This is a genomic window from Cellulosimicrobium sp. EB106-03-01-XG111 (assembly GCF_058792115.1).
Genome location: NZ_JBYTEQ010000003.1, coordinates 198,182 through 212,613, shown reverse-complemented (window position 1 = coordinate 212,613; position 14,432 = coordinate 198,182). Strand labels below are relative to the sequence as shown.

General features: G+C 75.5%; 13 protein-coding genes and 1 riboswitch. Of the genes, 8 read left to right on the top strand and 5 right to left on the bottom strand.

Going from position 1 to position 14,432, the window contains the following annotated elements:
- Positions 1–133 precede the first annotated feature (133 nt).
- From AC3WT4_RS04990 to AC3WT4_RS04980, 3 genes are all read left to right on the top strand, one after another.
- Positions 134–925, top strand: a complete 792-nt coding sequence (locus AC3WT4_RS04990; RefSeq protein WP_492314880.1) for an MBL fold metallo-hydrolase — start codon at positions 134–136, stop codon at positions 923–925.
- Between the two features lie 61 nt (positions 926–986).
- Positions 987–2,393, top strand: a complete 1,407-nt coding sequence (gene hisS / locus AC3WT4_RS04985) for a histidine--tRNA ligase (RefSeq protein WP_492314879.1) — start codon at positions 987–989, stop codon at positions 2,391–2,393.
- A gap of 27 nt (positions 2,394–2,420) precedes the next feature.
- Complete coding sequence (locus AC3WT4_RS04980) at positions 2,421–3,089, top strand: M23 family metallopeptidase (RefSeq protein WP_492314878.1); 669 nt, start codon at positions 2,421–2,423, stop codon at positions 3,087–3,089.
- A gap of 18 nt (positions 3,090–3,107) precedes the next feature.
- Here AC3WT4_RS04980 and AC3WT4_RS04975 read toward each other — a convergent pair whose 3' ends face one another.
- Genes AC3WT4_RS04975 through AC3WT4_RS04965 form a run of 3 tightly spaced genes read right to left on the bottom strand, consistent with a single transcriptional unit; the run spans position 3,108 to position 6,530 of the window.
- Entirely contained in the window at positions 3,108–3,896 is a 789-nt protein-coding gene (locus AC3WT4_RS04975) for an energy-coupling factor transporter transmembrane component T family protein (protein ID WP_257416775.1), read from the bottom strand.
- The gene (locus AC3WT4_RS04970; protein WP_492314877.1) at positions 3,893–5,833 is read right to left on the bottom strand and encodes an ABC transporter ATP-binding protein; all 1,941 of its coding nucleotides are present in this window, start codon (positions 5,831–5,833) and stop codon (positions 3,893–3,895) included. The genes AC3WT4_RS04975 and AC3WT4_RS04970 overlap by 4 nt, the downstream gene beginning before the upstream one ends.
- Positions 5,826–6,530 (bottom strand): ECF transporter S component, encoded by a 705-nt coding sequence (locus tag AC3WT4_RS04965; protein WP_108046705.1) that lies wholly within the window; start codon positions 6,528–6,530, stop codon positions 5,826–5,828. Before AC3WT4_RS04965 ends, AC3WT4_RS04970 begins: the two co-directional genes overlap by 8 nt.
- Positions 6,531–6,635: 105 nt before the next feature.
- A riboswitch (TPP riboswitch) is annotated at positions 6,636–6,755 on the bottom strand.
- 144 nt (positions 6,756–6,899) lie between these two features.
- On the opposite strand from AC3WT4_RS04965, the gene AC3WT4_RS04960 reads away from it, so the two are divergent.
- Positions 6,900–7,337, top strand: a complete 438-nt coding sequence (locus AC3WT4_RS04960; RefSeq protein WP_108046703.1) for a hypothetical protein — start codon at positions 6,900–6,902, stop codon at positions 7,335–7,337.
- Between the two features lie 43 nt (positions 7,338–7,380).
- Positions 7,381–9,036: an Rv2578c family radical SAM protein gene (locus AC3WT4_RS04955; RefSeq protein ID WP_492314876.1), complete on the top strand. Its 1,656-nt coding sequence runs from the start codon at positions 7,381–7,383 to the stop codon at positions 9,034–9,036.
- 6 nt (positions 9,037–9,042) lie between these two features.
- On the opposite strand, the gene AC3WT4_RS04950 is transcribed toward AC3WT4_RS04955, so the two are convergent.
- Positions 9,043–9,510, bottom strand: coding sequence for a PPOX class F420-dependent oxidoreductase (locus tag AC3WT4_RS04950; protein ID WP_492314875.1), 468 nt, complete (start codon positions 9,508–9,510; stop codon positions 9,043–9,045).
- A gap of 258 nt (positions 9,511–9,768) precedes the next feature.
- Here AC3WT4_RS04950 and aspS point away from each other — a divergent pair, with 258 nt between their 5' ends.
- The 3 genes from aspS to AC3WT4_RS04935 all read left to right on the top strand — a co-directional run bounded on the left by aspS (position 9,769) and on the right by AC3WT4_RS04935 (position 13,698).
- On the top strand, positions 9,769–11,583 hold the full coding sequence (gene aspS, locus AC3WT4_RS04945; RefSeq protein WP_492314874.1) for an aspartate--tRNA ligase: 1,815 nt from the start codon (positions 9,769–9,771) through the stop codon (positions 11,581–11,583).
- A gap of 259 nt (positions 11,584–11,842) precedes the next feature.
- Complete coding sequence (locus tag AC3WT4_RS04940; RefSeq protein ID WP_074806255.1) at positions 11,843–13,303, top strand: glycosyltransferase family 2 protein; 1,461 nt, start codon at positions 11,843–11,845, stop codon at positions 13,301–13,303.
- Positions 13,300–13,698 carry a hypothetical protein gene (locus tag AC3WT4_RS04935; protein ID WP_074806258.1) on the top strand — a complete coding sequence of 133 codons (399 nt, stop codon included), beginning with the start codon at positions 13,300–13,302 and terminating at the stop codon, positions 13,696–13,698. Before AC3WT4_RS04940 ends, AC3WT4_RS04935 begins: the two co-directional genes overlap by 4 nt.
- On the opposite strand, the gene AC3WT4_RS04930 is transcribed toward AC3WT4_RS04935, so the two are convergent.
- Positions 13,674–14,432: a response regulator transcription factor gene (locus AC3WT4_RS04930; RefSeq protein ID WP_074806261.1), complete on the bottom strand. Its 759-nt coding sequence runs from the start codon at positions 14,430–14,432 to the stop codon at positions 13,674–13,676. The genes AC3WT4_RS04935 and AC3WT4_RS04930 overlap by 25 nt on opposite strands.

The window sequence follows — 14,432 nt, the reverse complement described above, 5'->3', positions numbered from 1 at the left end:
CACCGAGAACCCTGGTGGCGGGTGGATTTGCCGCACGCAGGTCACGGTCCGGTATCGACGCCGGTGCCCGAAACCCGCGCCGCGCCCGCCCCGACCAGCCTCGGCACCCCCGCCGAGGGCTACCCTCGCCCTCGTGGACCGACCTCGTGGCACGACGCCGACGCCCTCTGCCGACGACCGGCCGGACGCCCCCGGGCCGGCCGTGCACGTGGTCGTGGCCCCCGTCTTCGGCACGAACTGCACGGTGGTGAGCGCCCCGCGCGGCGACTGCGTCGTGGTCGACGCAGGGGCGGGGGTCGCGGACGCCGTCGTCGCGCACGTCCGCGCGGCGGGCCTCGTGCCGCGCGCGGTGCTCGCGACGCACGGCCACGTGGACCACACGTGGGACGCCGCGGCGCTCGCGGACCGCTTCGGGGTGCCCGTCGTGCTGCACGCGGCGGACGCGTACCGGCTCGCGGACCCGTTCGGGAGCCTGGAGCACGGGAAGCACGACGGGCCCGACGCGACCCGTGCGGGCGCCGTCGTGTCCGGCCCGCTCGGCGCGGCGCTCGCGGCGGCCGGCGCCGGGCCGCAGGACTACCGCGAGCCGGGACGCGTCGAGACGTTCGACGTGCCCGCGGGCGGCGAGCAGGTGCTGCGCTGGGGCGGTCTCGCGCTGCGCGCGGTCGGCGCGCCCGGGCACACCGAGGGCTCCACGCTCTACCTGGTCGGTGAGCCGGCAGCGGGCCTCGTGCTCAGCGGCGACGTCCTCTTCGCGGGCTCCGTCGGCCGGACCGACCTGCCGGGCGGGGACGGCGCGACGATGGCCCGCACCCTGCGCGACGTCGTCGCGCACCTGGACCCGGCCTGGGACGTGCTCCCGGGGCACGGGGCGGCGACGACGGTCGCGCGCGAGCTGGCGACGAACCCCTTCCTCGCCCGCTGAGCGCGGGTCCGTGGTCCGGACGATGCGGTCGCCGGTCCCGGCGTCTGGGAAGATCTGACCCATGGCCAGGCCCACACCTCTCTCCGGTTTCCCCGAATGGCTCCCCGACGGTCGGATCGTCGAGCAGCACGTCCTCGACACCCTGCGCCGGGTGTTCGAGCTGCACGGGTTCGCCGGGATCGAGACGCGCGCGGTCGAGCCGCTCGACCAGCTCCTGCGCAAGGGGGAGACGTCGAAGGAGGTCTACGTCCTGCGCAGGCTCCAGGAGGAGCCGCAGGACGACGCCGTGGGCGGGTCGGCCGGGAAGGGTGCGGCCGGCGACAAGCAGCTCGGCCTGCACTTCGACCTCACCGTCCCGTTCGCGCGCTACGTGCTCGAGAACGCCGGGCACCTGGCGTTCCCCTTCAAGCGCTACCAGATCCAGAAGGTGTGGCGCGGCGAGCGCCCCCAGGACGGGCGGTTCCGCGAGTTCACCCAGGCCGACGTCGACGTCGTCGGCGCGGGCGAGCTGCCCTACCACTACGAGGTCGAGCTGCCGCTCGTCATGGCCGAGGCCCTGGGCGCGCTGCGCGACATCGGCGTGCCCGAGGTCCGCGTCCTCGTGAACAACCGCCGGGTCGCCGAGGGGTTCTACCGCGGGCTCGGCATCGACGCGGTGGACGACGTCCTGCGCCAGATCGACAAGCTCGACAAGGTCGGCCCCGAGAAGGTCGCTGCGCTGCTCGTGTCCGAGGCGGGCACGACCCCCGAGCAGGCGCAGGCGTGCCTCGCGCTCGCGGGCATCAGCGGGAGCGACTCCGGCGTGGTCGACCGCGTGCGGGCGCTCGCGGCCGAGCACGGCGTGGAGAGCGAGCTGCTGGAGACCGGGCTCGGCGAGCTCGGCGCGCTGATCGAGGCCGCGAGCGTGCGCGCCCCGGGCGTCGTCGTCGCCGACCTCAAGATCGCACGCGGCCTCGACTACTACACCGGGTCCGTCTACGAGACGGTGCTCGTGGGCCACGAGCAGCTCGGCTCGATCTGCTCGGGCGGGCGCTACGACACGCTCGCGTCCGACGGCGCGAACACCTACCCCGGCGTCGGCCTGTCGATCGGCGTGTCCCGGCTCGTGTCGCGCCTGCTCTCCGCGGGCCTGGTGCGCGCGACGCGGTCCGTGCCGAGCGCCGTCGTCGTGGCCGTCACGAGCGAGGAGACGCGCGACGCCTCCGACGCCGTCGCGCACGCGCTGCGCGCCCGCGGGGTGCCGGTCGAGGTGGCGCCCGCGGCCGCGAAGTTCGGCAAGCAGATCCGCTACGCCGACCGGCGCGGCATCCCGTTCGTCTGGTTCCCCGGGCGCGTCGAGGACGACGGCACGCGCTCGCCCGACCAGGTCAAGGACATCCGCTCGGGGGAGCAGGTCGACGCCGACGCCGCGACGTGGGAGCCGCCCGCCGAGGACCTTTTCCCGCGCGTCGTGCCCGCGGGGGACTGACCCGCCGCACCGGGGAGGGAGGGCGACGTGACGCGACCGGTCGAGCTCGCCCTGCCGTTCCACGGGACGTGGCTCGTGCGCAACAGCCCCGCGCGGCGCGTGCCGAGCCACGGCACCGACCTGTTCGCGACCACGTACGCGATCGACTTCGTCGCCGTCCGGGGCCGACGCACCGCCGTCGTGCGCGACTGGCGCACCGCGCTGGGCACCGAGCCGCCCGAACGGTTCGTCGCGTTCGGGCAGCCCGTGCTCGCCCCCGCGGCGGGCACCGTCGTCGCGGTGCACGACGGCGAGCCCGACCACGAGGCCCGTCGCTCACCCACCGCGCTGCTCGGCTACGCGCTCACGCAGGCGGCGCGAGCGCGCGGCGGTGCCGCGGCGCTCGCGGGCAACCACGTGGTGCTGGCCCTCGACCTGCCGGGCACGTTCGTCGTCCTCGCCCACCTGCGCGCCGGGTCGGTGGCCGTCGAGCCCGGCCGACGCGTCGTGGTCGGTGACGAGCTGGGCCGGTGCGGGAGCTCGGGGAACTCGACGCAGCCGCACGTCCACGTGCAGGCCATGGATGCGGCGGACGCGCTCGCCGCCCGCGGGCTGCCGCTGGTCTTCCGGGGGTTCCGCGAGCGCGTCCGCGACGGCTCGGCGCGCGTCGTGGACCGGGGCGTCCCCGCGGAGGGTGCGGTCGTCGAGCCCGCCTGACCCGTGTCCCACCGGGGATCACGCCGTGAGCGCGCCCAGCCCGGTGACCCACCCCCCGAGGACCCCGGCGACGACCACCGCCGCCGCGACCGCCAGCACGCCCACCGCGGCGACGACGTCGGGCACGCCGAGCGGCACGGGCCGCGACGTGGTCCGCGGACCGGACCCCAGGCCCCGTGACTCGAGCGCGACGGTCAGGCGCTCGGACCGGCGCACGGCACCGACGAGGAGGGCGAACGCCGCGGAGCCGAGCGCGCGGGGGGACCGGGGGAGCGCGCCGCGTCGTCGGCGCGGGTCGCGCACGGCCTGGGCGCAGCGGATCGTGTGCCAGGCGTCGGGGAGCTCGACGAGCAGCCGGTGGGCCGCGAGCACCGCGTAGGTCCACGTCAGGGGCAGCCGCCCGTGCTGGTGCAGGCTCGTCATGAGCCGCACCGGGTCGGTCGTCGTCGCGACCGTGAGCGACAGGGCGCCGACGAGCAGCGTGCGCACGGCGAGCCCGGCGCCGATCGTCAGGCCGTCGGAGCCGACGGTGACCGGGCCGAGGCCGACCGGGTCGCCGCCGGGCCGGGTGGCGACGTTGACGACCAGCAGGCTCGTCGCGAAGACGAGGAAGGGCACGTGGGCCAGGGCGAGCGTGCGGACGGGGACGCGTCCCACGACCAGCAGCGCCCCGACCGTGAGCAGCCACCCGATCGCGGGGGTGTACGGGTCGGTGACGAGGAGCGCGCAGGTCGACACGACGAGGACGGTCGCGAGCTTGACCGTCGGGTTCCAGCGCCCGAGGGGCGTGCTGCGCGGCGCGGTCACGGGGCGGCCTCCGTGCGGGTGAGGGCCGCGGCGTGCGCGTGGGCGGTCGAGCCACCCGGCCCCGCACCGGGCGGGTCTACGCCGACGGGTGCGCCGTCGTCGGCGGTGTCGCGAACGACCGTGGCGGCCGCGTCGACCGCGGTGTCGACCGCGGTGTCGACCGCCGTGTCGACCGCCGTGTCGACCGCCGTGTCGAGCGCGCGGACGAGCGCGCCCGGGTCGACGCCCTGGCGGCGTCCCGTGCGGGCCCACCACGCGAGCAGGGGCGGGCGGCGCAGGCGCGCGCTCCGGCACAGCGCGTCGTCGGCCAGCACGGTGGCGGCCGGGCCGAGCGCCACGAGCCGGCCGCCGACGACCACCGCGACGCGGTCGGCGAGCGCCGCGACGAGCGCGAGGTCGTGCGTGACGACGACGACCGCGCCGCCCGCGTCGGCCCGCTGCCGCAGCGCGCGGGCGACGGCGCCCGCCTGGGCGCGGTCGAGCCCCGACGTGGGCTCGTCGGCGAGGAGGACGGGGGGGTCGAGCACCGTCGCCGTCGCGAGCGACAGGCGCCGTTGCTCGCCGCCGGAGAGCCGGTACGGGTTGGCGTCGGCGAGGTGCGTCAGGGCGAAGGCGTCGAGGGTGCGCGCGACGCGCCCGTCGACGTCGTCGAGCCGCGCGAGGCGGGCCGACCAGGCGACCTCGTCGCGCACCGTCCGCGCGAGGAGCTGGTGCTCCGGGTCCTGGAACACCATCGCGACGGGCGCGTCCGCCGTCGTCGTCACGTCGCCCGTGGTCCGTTCGAGTCCCGCGAGCCCGCGCAGGAGGGTGGACTTGCCGCCGCCGTTCGGCCCCACCACCGCGAGCACCTCGCCCGCGCGGACGTCGAGGTCGACGTCGTGCACCACGGCTGTCTCGTCCCGCCCGCGCCGTCGGCGGCCTGCCGTGGCGCGGTGCACCGCGAGACGACGGGCACGGAGGGCGACCGGGCCGGGCGCCGTCGGACCGGTGTCCGAGGCGCGCGGGTCTGCGGTGCGCGCGAGGTCGACGAGCCAGGCGTCGGTCGCGGGCCCACCGAGCGGGCCGGGGGCTCTGGCGTGCTCGAGCCGGACGTCGAGCGGCAGCCAGCACCCGAGCGCGGCGAGCGTGGCGGCGTGCGCGCGCAGGACGGCGGTCGTGGGGCCGTGCGCGACGGCGCGGCCCGTGCGGTCGAGCACGAGGGTCGCGTCCGGGAGCGTCCCGACGTCGTCGAGGCGGTGCTCGACGAGCACGACCGACCGGCCGGGGGCGTCGTGCGGGTCCGGTCCGGGCGCCCGCACGAGCCCGCCCACGAGCGTCCCCACCTCGTGCGCCGCGGCCGGGTCGAGGAACGCCGTCGGCTCGTCGAGGACCACGAGCTCGGGATCGGCGACGAGCGCCGCCGCGAGGGCGACGCGCTGCGCCTCGCCGCCGGACAGCGCGTGGGTCGGTCGGTCGTGCAGGTGGCCCGCACCGGCAGCGGCGAGAGCGGTGGCGGCGCGGGCGTCCATGGTGCGCGGGTCCGCCGCGCGGTTCTCGAGCGCGAACCGCAGCTCCTCGTCGACGCGGGCGAGGCAGAGCTGGTCGCCCGGCCGCTGCTGGACGAGGCCGACGCGCGCGGCGAGCCCCGCGGGGGTCGTGGCGCGCGGGTCGACGCCCGTCACGCGCAGGTCGCCCGTGACGGTGCCCGGGAGCGTGTGGGGCACGACGCCGACGAGCGCGCGCAGCAGCGTGGACTTCCCGCAGCCCGAGGGGCCGAGCACGAGCAGCCCGGTGCCGGCGGGCACGGTCAGGGTGAGGTCGTCGAGCACGCACGCCGCGTCGTGGCCCACGGTGACGGTCAGGCCGACGGCGGAGACGGCGTCCGGCGCGACGCTCGGCACGGTGCCCGGCACGGTGTCGGGCATGACGTCCGTCGCGGCGTCCCGCACCTCAGCCACGGCGGTCCGTGCCGATCGCGAAGGCGTCGAGCGCGCCGGTGCGGGCGAGGGCGTCGCCGAGGAGGCGCGCCGCGATCCCGCACAGCACGACGCACGAGACGACCTGCACGCCGAGCCGGAGCATCGCGTAGTCCTGCCCGAGCCAGCCGAACCGGACCGCGTTGAACGCGTAGGTGACGAGCGCCGCGCTGACGCCCGACGCCACGAACACCCACCAGCCGTAGCGGCGGTACCGGGTCAGCGCGAAGGGGATCTCCGCGCCCACCCCCTGGACGAGCCCCACGAGGACGAGAAGCGGGCCCGCGGGCGACGCGAGGAAGACCACCTCGACGAGCGCCGCGAGCGTCTCGGTGAGGATGCCGACGCCCGGCTTGCGCACGATGTACGTCGCGAGCGGGCCGACGACGATCCACGCGCCCGCGAGCACGTTCGCGGCAAGGTCCGCGAGGGGCCCCATGGCGAGCTGGAGCGGGGCCCAGAGCTGCACGAACGCCCAGTAGACGAACCCGAACACGACGCCCAGGACGGCGACGAGGACCGTCTCGTGGAGCGTGAGGCCGCGGCGCCGGGCGCGGGCGGGGGGAGCGGTGACGGCGCGGTCTCCGGGACCGGGCGCCGGGGGCACGCCGTCGGCCGGCGGGCCGGGCGTGCCGGTGGGCGGGGTCGCCCGGGGCGGGGTGGTGCGGGGCTCGGTCATGCGGTTCCCTCCGTCGGGCCCCCGGGACGAAGGGTGCACGACGGCGCGCCACCGCCGCTCCTGCGCGGACGGCACGCGCGGGGCGCGGGCACGAGCGCGCAGGGGACGGTGACGTCGGCCCTGCTCCCTTCGCTGGTACGAACCAGATCAGGTTCCACGGGTCTGCAGGGGGGACGGGTGTCCGACCTGCACTCTCAGCGCTCGTGCGCTCCCCGGGGGCGTTCGGCCCGACCCTAGGGCCTGGACGTCCGCCGGACAATCCCGGCGTCTCACCCACCGGGACGTCCGGCCACCGTGAGAAGGTGACGGCGACGAGGCGCCCGCGCGGACCGGGGACGGGCTCCGACGACGAGGAACGAGGCAGCGCGCATGACCCGAGACAACGACCCCGCCGCCGTCGCGGAGCTGGACCGCCTCGACGAGGCCGTGCGGGGCGCGCCCGCGGGCGATACGTCGGTGCAGATCGCGCTGTGGCGGCAGGCAGCGCGCCTCGGCACGTGGTTCTTCATCGCCCGGGGGCCCGAGGACCAGCCGCGTCCGTACGCCGTCGCCGCGGACCAGGGGCCCATGATCTGCCTCTACAGCAGCGCCCCGCGCGCGGACGAGGCGGCCCGGGCGCTCGGTCTGGCGGCCGACGGGACCGGCTCCGTGCCGCTGCTGGGCGTGCCCGTGCCGGCGGCGATCGACTACGTCGCGTCGTTCGCCGCGGCCGGGGTCGTCGGCGTCGCGCTCGACCACCCCCGGATCGGCCACCACATCCCCCTCGGGAACCTGGCGCTGCTCAAGGCGTGGTCCGCCGGCGGATGACCCGTCCTTGACAGCAGGTTCGAACGTTTGTTCGAATGGCGCGATGCGGTGGGACGGACAGGCGCTCGGCGCGGACGACGGCGCGCTCCCCGGTTTGGAGCGCATGGGCCTCGTCCGCAGCGTGCGCACGCCCGAGTTCGCGGGGATCACGTTCCACGAGGTCACGGCCAAGAGCGCGCTGTCGAAGGTCCCGGCGATGTCGCGCATGCCCTTCCGCTGGACGGTCAACCCGTACCGCGGGTGCAGCCACGCGTGCTCCTACTGCCTCGCGCCGAGCACGCCCGTGCTCCTGGCCGACGGCACGCAGCGGCCGATCGGCGAGCTGCGCGTCGGCGACGAGATCGTCGGCACCGCCCCCCACGGCGCGTACCGGCGCTACGTGCGCACCCGCGTCCTCGACCGCTGGACCACCCGCAAGCGCGCCTACCGGGTGACCCTCGCCGACGGCACGCGCCTCGTCGCGAGCGGCGACCACCGGTTCCTCACCGAGCGCGGCTGGCGCCACGTCGTCGGCGGCGCCGGGCACCGGGCCCGCCTGGCGCTCGGCGACGTGCTCGTCGGGCCGGGCGCCGCGGCGCTCGCGGACGCGCGGCCCGTCCTCGACGGCCAGGACGTCACCGGCGGCGAGGCGCTGCGCGTCGACTCCCTCGAGGCCCTCGACGGGCCGGGGGAGGTGACGGAGCTGGTCGACATCACGACCGGCACGCGCGACTTCGTCGCCGCGGGGGTCGTGAGCCACAACTGCTTCGCCCGCCCCACGCACGAGTACCTCGACCTCGACGCGGGCGAGGACTTCGACCGGGAGGTGGTGGTCAAGGTCAACGTCGACGACGTGCTGCGCGCCGAGCTCGCCCGACCGTCCTGGGCGCGCGAGGCCGTCGCGCTGGGCACCAACACCGACCCGTACCAGCGCGCCGAGGGACGCTACCGTCTCATGCCCGGCATCATCGACGCCCTCGCCGGGTCGGGCACGCCGCTGTCCGTGCTGACCAAGGGCACGCTCCTGCGCCGCGACCTGCCCCTGCTCGTCGACGCCGCCTCGCGCGTCGAGGTCGGGATCGGCGTGTCCCTCGCGCTCCTGGACCCCGAGCTCCAGGCGAGCGTCGAACCCGGCACGCCGTCGCCGCGCGCACGGCTCGACCTCGTCCGCACGGTCCGGGAGGCCGGCCTGCCGTGCGGCGTCATGGTCGCCCCCGTGCTGCCGTGGCTCACCGACTCGACCCGCGCGCTCACCGAGCTGCTCGACGCCGTCAAGGACGCGGGCGCCACGGGCGTCACGGTGCTGCCCCTGCACCTCAAGCCGGGCACGCGCGAGTGGTACATGGGCTGGCTCGCGCGCGAGCACCCGCGGCTGGTCCCCGGGTACGAGCGCGTGTACGCGCGCGGCACGTACGCCTCGACGGCGTACCGGTCCTGGCTCTGGGACCGCGTGCGGCCGATGCTCGAGGCACGGGGGTTCGCCGTCTCGGGTCACCGGGGGCCCGCGGGTGTCGAGGGCCGGTTCCGCCGCGGCGAGCCCGGCGACCGGCACCGCCGGCCAGGACCGCCGACGGACGGCGCCTACCCGGCCGGCAGCCTCGCCGTCGACCCGACGCCGCCGGACGCGCGCGACGGTCACGGCGGGGCGCTCGCGGGCATGCCGGTGGACGGCGGCGGGCTCGACGTCGTCGGCGGGGGAGTCGAGCAGGTCCTGTTCTGACCGGTCTCAGGCGTCGGCGAGGCGCGCCGGGAAGCCGCCCGTCGCGATCGGGCCCCAGCGCGTGACCGTCAGCCGCACGAGCGACTTGCCCTGGCCGACCATCGCCGCGCGGTACTCGTCCCAGTCCGGGTGCTCGCCGCTGACGGCGCGGTAGTAGTCGACGAGCGGCTCGACCGAAGCGGGCAGGTCGATCACCTCCGCCTCGCCGTCGACCTGCACCCACGGGTCGGAGAACCGCTCGCCCAGCGACAGGAGCGACGCGCGCGGGTCGCGACGCACGTTGACCGCCTTGGCGCGCTCGGGGTACGTCGACACGACGACCCGACCCGCGTCGTCGACCCCGTACATGACCGGGCTGAGCTGGGGACGGCCGTCAGCGCGGGTGGTGACGAGGACGCCGTCGTGCCGGGAGCGCAGGAACTCCTCGAGCTCGTCGCGCTCGACGCGCCGGTTCGTCGCGATGGTGCGTGCCACGGGTCACCCTCCTTCGTGCGGGCGGCGGGCCGGACGGCCCTGCCGCGGCCGGTCGGCCCGTGCGCGCCCGCGGGCGCGGCGCCGGACCCGGCGGTGCCGCCACGGTATCCGGTCGCCCCCGCTGGTCGAGAGCGGACCGTCGACCGCCTCCGGTCGGAGGTATCCGGTCGAGCCGCCCGCCCGCCCGCACTAGACTTCAGCGGACGCGTCCCCGCACCGGGATCGCGACCCCCACCGCCCACCTGGAAGGAACCCTCCGTGCTGCGCACCCGAACGGCCGGCTCACTGCGGGCCGAGCACACCGGTCAGACCGTCACCCTCACGGGCTGGGTCGACCGTCGGCGCGATCACGGCGGCGTCGCCTTCATCGACCTGCGTGACGCGTCCGGCATCGCCCAGGTCGTCATCCGCGACGAGGCCGTCGCGCACCCGCTGCGCAACGAGTTCGTGCTCCAGGTCACGGGCGAGGTCTCGCGCCGCCCCGACGGGAACGAGAACCCGTCCCTGCCGACCGGCGAGATCGAGGTCGTCGCGACCGACGTCGTCGTGCTCAACACGTCCGAGGCCCTGCCGTTCCAGGTGTCGACGGCGCTCGCGGACACGGAGACGATCGGCGAGGAGGCGCGCCTCAAGCACCGCTACCTCGACCTGCGCCGGCCCGCCCCGGCGCACGCCCTGCGCCTGCGCGCCAAGGCGAACCAGGCCGCTCGCCGCGTGCTCGACGCCGAGGAGTTCGTCGAGATCGAGACGCCCACGCTGACCCGCTCGACGCCCGAGGGCGCGCGCGACTTCCTCGTGCCCGCGCGCCTCGCGCCCGGCTCCTGGTACGCGCTCCCGCAGTCGCCGCAGCTGTTCAAGCAGCTCCTCATGGTCGCGGGCATGGAGCGCTACTACCAGATCGCGCGCTGCTACCGCGACGAGGACTTCCGCGCGGACCGCCAGCCCGAGTTCACGCAGCTCGACGTCGAGATGAGCTTCGTCGAGCAGGACGACGTCATCGCGCTCGCCGAGAAGATCCTCGTCGCGCTGTGGGAGCTCGTCGGGTACACGATCCCGACGCCGATCCCGCGCATGACCTTCCACGACGCCATGCGCCTGTACGGGTCGGACAAGCCCGACCTGCGGTTCGGCAACCCCCTCGTCGAGCTCACGGACTACTTCCGGGACACGCCGTTCCGCGTGTTCCAGGCCGAGTACGTCGGTGCCGTCGTCATGGCGGGCGGGGCGTCGCAGCCGCGCCGGCAGTTCGACGCCTGGCAGGAGTGGGCCAAGCAGCGCGGCGCCCGCGGCCTCGCGTACGTGACGTTCGGCGAGGACGGCACGCTGGGCGGGCCCGTCGCGAAGAACCTGTCCGACGCCGAGCGCGAGGGTCTGCGCGACGCGACCGGCGCGCAGCCGGGCGACGCCGTGTTCTTCGCCGCGGGCAAGACGTCCGACTCGCGCGCCCTGCTCGGTGCCGCGCGCCAGGAGATCGCGAAGCGCACGGGGCAGATCGACGAGGACGCGTGGGCGTTCGTCTGGATCGTCGACGCGCCGCTGTTCAAGCCCACCGGCGAGGACGACGACGTCGACCTCGGCCACTCGGCCTGGACCGCCGTGCACCACGCGTTCACGTCGCCCACGCCCGACTGGGTCGACACGTTCGAGCAGAACCCGGGCGAGGCGCTCGCCTACGCCTACGACATCGTGTGCAACGGCAACGAGATCGGCGGCGGGTCCATCCGTATCCACCGTCGCGACGTGCAGGAGCGCGTCTTCGACGTCATGGGCATCGGGCCCGAGGAGGCGCAGGAGAAGTTCGGCTTCCTCCTCGACGCGTTCAAGTTCGGCGCGCCCCCGCACGGCGGGATCGCGTTCGGCTGGGACCGCATCGTCGCGCTGCTGACGAAGTCGGACTCCATCCGCGACGTCATCGCGTTCCCCAAGTCGGGCGGCGGGTACGACCCGCTCACGCAGGCACCCGCCCCGATCACGCCCGAGCAGCGCAAGGAGGCCGGCGTCGACGCGAAGCCCGCCGCTCCTGCGCCCGACGGCGGCCAGGACGGCGACGGGACCGGGCGCACGGACGCGTAGCCGCAGCCCGCACGACGTCGAGGGCGCGCCACCCCCGCCGGGTGGCGCGCCCTCTGCGCGTCCGGACGACGCCGACCCGAGACTCCGTCACGGCGAGTCACGACACCCGCGCGGGGCGAGGCCGAAGCCCGCGTCCCTTCCTGGCGTCCCACCCGGATCTTGAGCAGATCCTGAGGTTTCGCTGCGCCGACTCGGCGGGTGCCTCGCGCCGGGGCGCGCAGGATCGTGCTCGTTGAACCCCACGACGAACGAGGCACTCATGACCGCCCTGCTCACCGACCGCGACCCGGTTGACGTCGACGAGCCCGCGCCCTTCGGCACGGAGCTCGACCGCTACCAGTTCACGCCCGACGAGGTCGTGGTCCAGGCCCCCGTCCGCCGCGCGACGATCGGCGCGATCGTCCCCGCCTACAACGAGGGATCGACGATCAAGTCCGTGCTCAAGGGCATCCTGCGCCAGACCCGCCTGCCGGACGTCGTGCACGTCGTGGTCAACAACACGAGCGACCGCACCTTCGCCAAGGCGTCCAAGCTCGCCGGGGAGCACACGAGGCGCCGCCGCGGCGTCGAGCAGACGACACGCGTGTACGTCCACGACCTCGGCACCCTGGCCGACAAGAAGGTCGGTGCCCTCAACTACGGCTACCGGCTCGTGCACGGTGCGGACTACCTCCTCGGCGTGGACGGCGACACCGTGCTGGCCAAGGACGCCGTCGAGCGCCTCGAGGCCGAGATGTCCTCCGACCCGCGCATCGGCGGCATCTCCGCCATCTACACCGTCGACAACGTCACGCCGCGCGGACCGCTCAGCCGGTTCCTGCTCACCGGCCAGCGCGCCCAGTTCGCCGCGTTCAACATGCAGAACCTCCTGCGCGGCCGGAACATGGCCGTCCTCGGCGGGCAAGCCTCGCTCTTCCGCATGTCGGCGCTCGAGGCGGTCATGCTCGCGCACCACCAGCGCGACCCGTGGGTCTCCGACTCCGAGGTCGAGGACTCCCTCCTCAGCCTCCAGATCAAGTCGCTCGGCTACTCGACGAAGATCTCGGCGACCGCGCGCGCGACCGTCGGCGGCATGACGACGCTGCGCGCGCTCGACGGCCAGCAGGTCAAGTGGAACTACGGCGCGATCGACCTCATGTGGCCCGGGCAGCGCGGCGACACCCGCGGCCAGCCGTTCCACCCCAACCTGCGCCTGCGCTGGATGGAGAACGCGAGCATGCTCGTCAACGCCGCCACGCGCATCCTGTTCGGCCTGCTCGTCGCCGGCGCGCTGAGCCTTCACGCGTTCCGCTTCTCGCCCGTCTGGCTCGTGCCGCCCGCCGTCGCGGTCGCGCTCAACCTCCGGACCGCGCTCTCCATCCGCGGACGCACCTGGCGCGACGTGCTCTTCGCCGCGACCCTCGTCCCGGCCGAGGCCTACATGTGGATCCGCATCGGGCACTTCGTGCGCGCCTGGTCCAAGTTCCTCTCCCGCTCGCGCACCGACAACTGGGCGGCGCAGGCCAAGGCCGAGCGCGGCAGCGGCTGGGCCTACCTCAGCCCGCTGCTCGTCACCCTGGTCGCCCTCGCGGCCGTCGTGTGGGCCTGGACGACGCTGACCCCCGGGGTCCAGTCCGCCGTCCTCTCCGTCGGGTGGCCGGTCCTCGGCGTGGTGACGATCCTCCAGACCTTCTTCATGCTGCGCCGCCTCGTGCGCCGCCACCACGGCCTCCGCGCGTGAGGGAGGACCTGCGCCAGGCGTGGACGGCGCTCGCGGACGACCTGGACGGCGACGTGCAGGCCGTCCGGCGGTTCTTCGTCGCGTACCGGGATCTCGTCGTCCCGCGGGTCGACGCAGCGGCGGTCGCGCTCGCCCGGGGCGACGACGAGGAGGCGCGCAGCGCGCTGCTCACGGTGCGCTCGACGTCGCTCATGGTCGGGGCCGCGGAGGTCGGGGACGCCGCCTCGGCGGTGCTCGAGCGGCACCGCTCCCGGCCCGACGCCCGGACGACGTCGGACGAGGCGCGCGCGCTCACCACGCTGCGGGCGGCCGCCCGTCGTGCCTGCGACGACGTGTCGCTGCTGCTCGGCGAGCCGCCGCCCGCCGTCGGTCAGCCCGCGGGGTCGAACCGGTAGCCGACGCCGCGCACGGTGCGGATCCACCGGGGCGACGTCGGGCCGTCGCCGAGCTTGCGGCGGAGGTTCGCGATGTGCACCTCCACGCTGCGCCGGTCCGCGTCCGTGACGTACGTGCCGGCGTCGTACTCCTCGCCCCACAGGACGCGGACGAGCTCGTTGCGGCTGACGACGCGACCCGACGCCTCGACGAGCGCGCCCAGCAGGTCGTACTCGCTGCGCGTCAGGTGGACGGCCGAGCCGTCGACCGTGGCCGTGCGGCGGGGGACGTCCAGCAGGAGCCCGTCCGAGCCCACGAGGGTCGGCTCGTGGTCCGCCGGGGCGGGTCGTGCGGCGTCGGCGCCGTCGGACGGCAGGCCGCGTCGCGGTCGGCGCAGGAGCGCCTCGATCCGCGCACGCAGCTCGCGCGGGCGGAACGGCTTCGTCTGGTAGTCGTCGGCACCGGCGTCCAGGCCCATCAGGGTGTCGATCTCGTCGGTGCGCGCGGTGAGCATCACGATGTAGGTGTCGGAGACCTGGCGGATGCGCCGGCACACCTCGAACCCGTCGATGTCGGGCAGGCTCACGTCGAGGGTCGTCACGACCGGGTCGGTCCGCCGGACGAGCTCCACGCCCTCGACGCCGGTCGCGGCCGCCTCGGTGACGAAGCCGGCCTGACCGAGCACCGTCCGCAGGAGATCACGGATCTCCGCGTCGTCCTCGACGATCACCGCGGTGCGCGTGTTGTCCGCCAT

Bases quoted from the DNA above. Each gene is read 5' to 3' on its own strand.
- hisS (WP_492314879.1), top strand. From the start codon at position 987: ATGGCCAGGCCCACACCTCTCTCCGGTTTCCCCGAATGGCTCCCCGAC.
- AC3WT4_RS04965 (WP_108046705.1), bottom strand. From the start codon at position 6,530: ATGACCGAGCCCCGCACCACCCCGCCCCGGGCGACCCCGCCCACCGGC.
- AC3WT4_RS04960 (WP_108046703.1), top strand. From the start codon at position 6,900: ATGACCCGAGACAACGACCCCGCCGCCGTCGCGGAGCTGGACCGCCTC.
- AC3WT4_RS04955 (WP_492314876.1), top strand. From the start codon at position 7,381: ATGCGGTGGGACGGACAGGCGCTCGGCGCGGACGACGGCGCGCTCCCC.
- AC3WT4_RS04940 (WP_074806255.1), top strand. From the start codon at position 11,843: ATGACCGCCCTGCTCACCGACCGCGACCCGGTTGACGTCGACGAGCCC.
- AC3WT4_RS04930 (WP_074806261.1), bottom strand. From the start codon at position 14,432: ATGGCGGACAACACGCGCACCGCGGTGATCGTCGAGGACGACGCGGAG.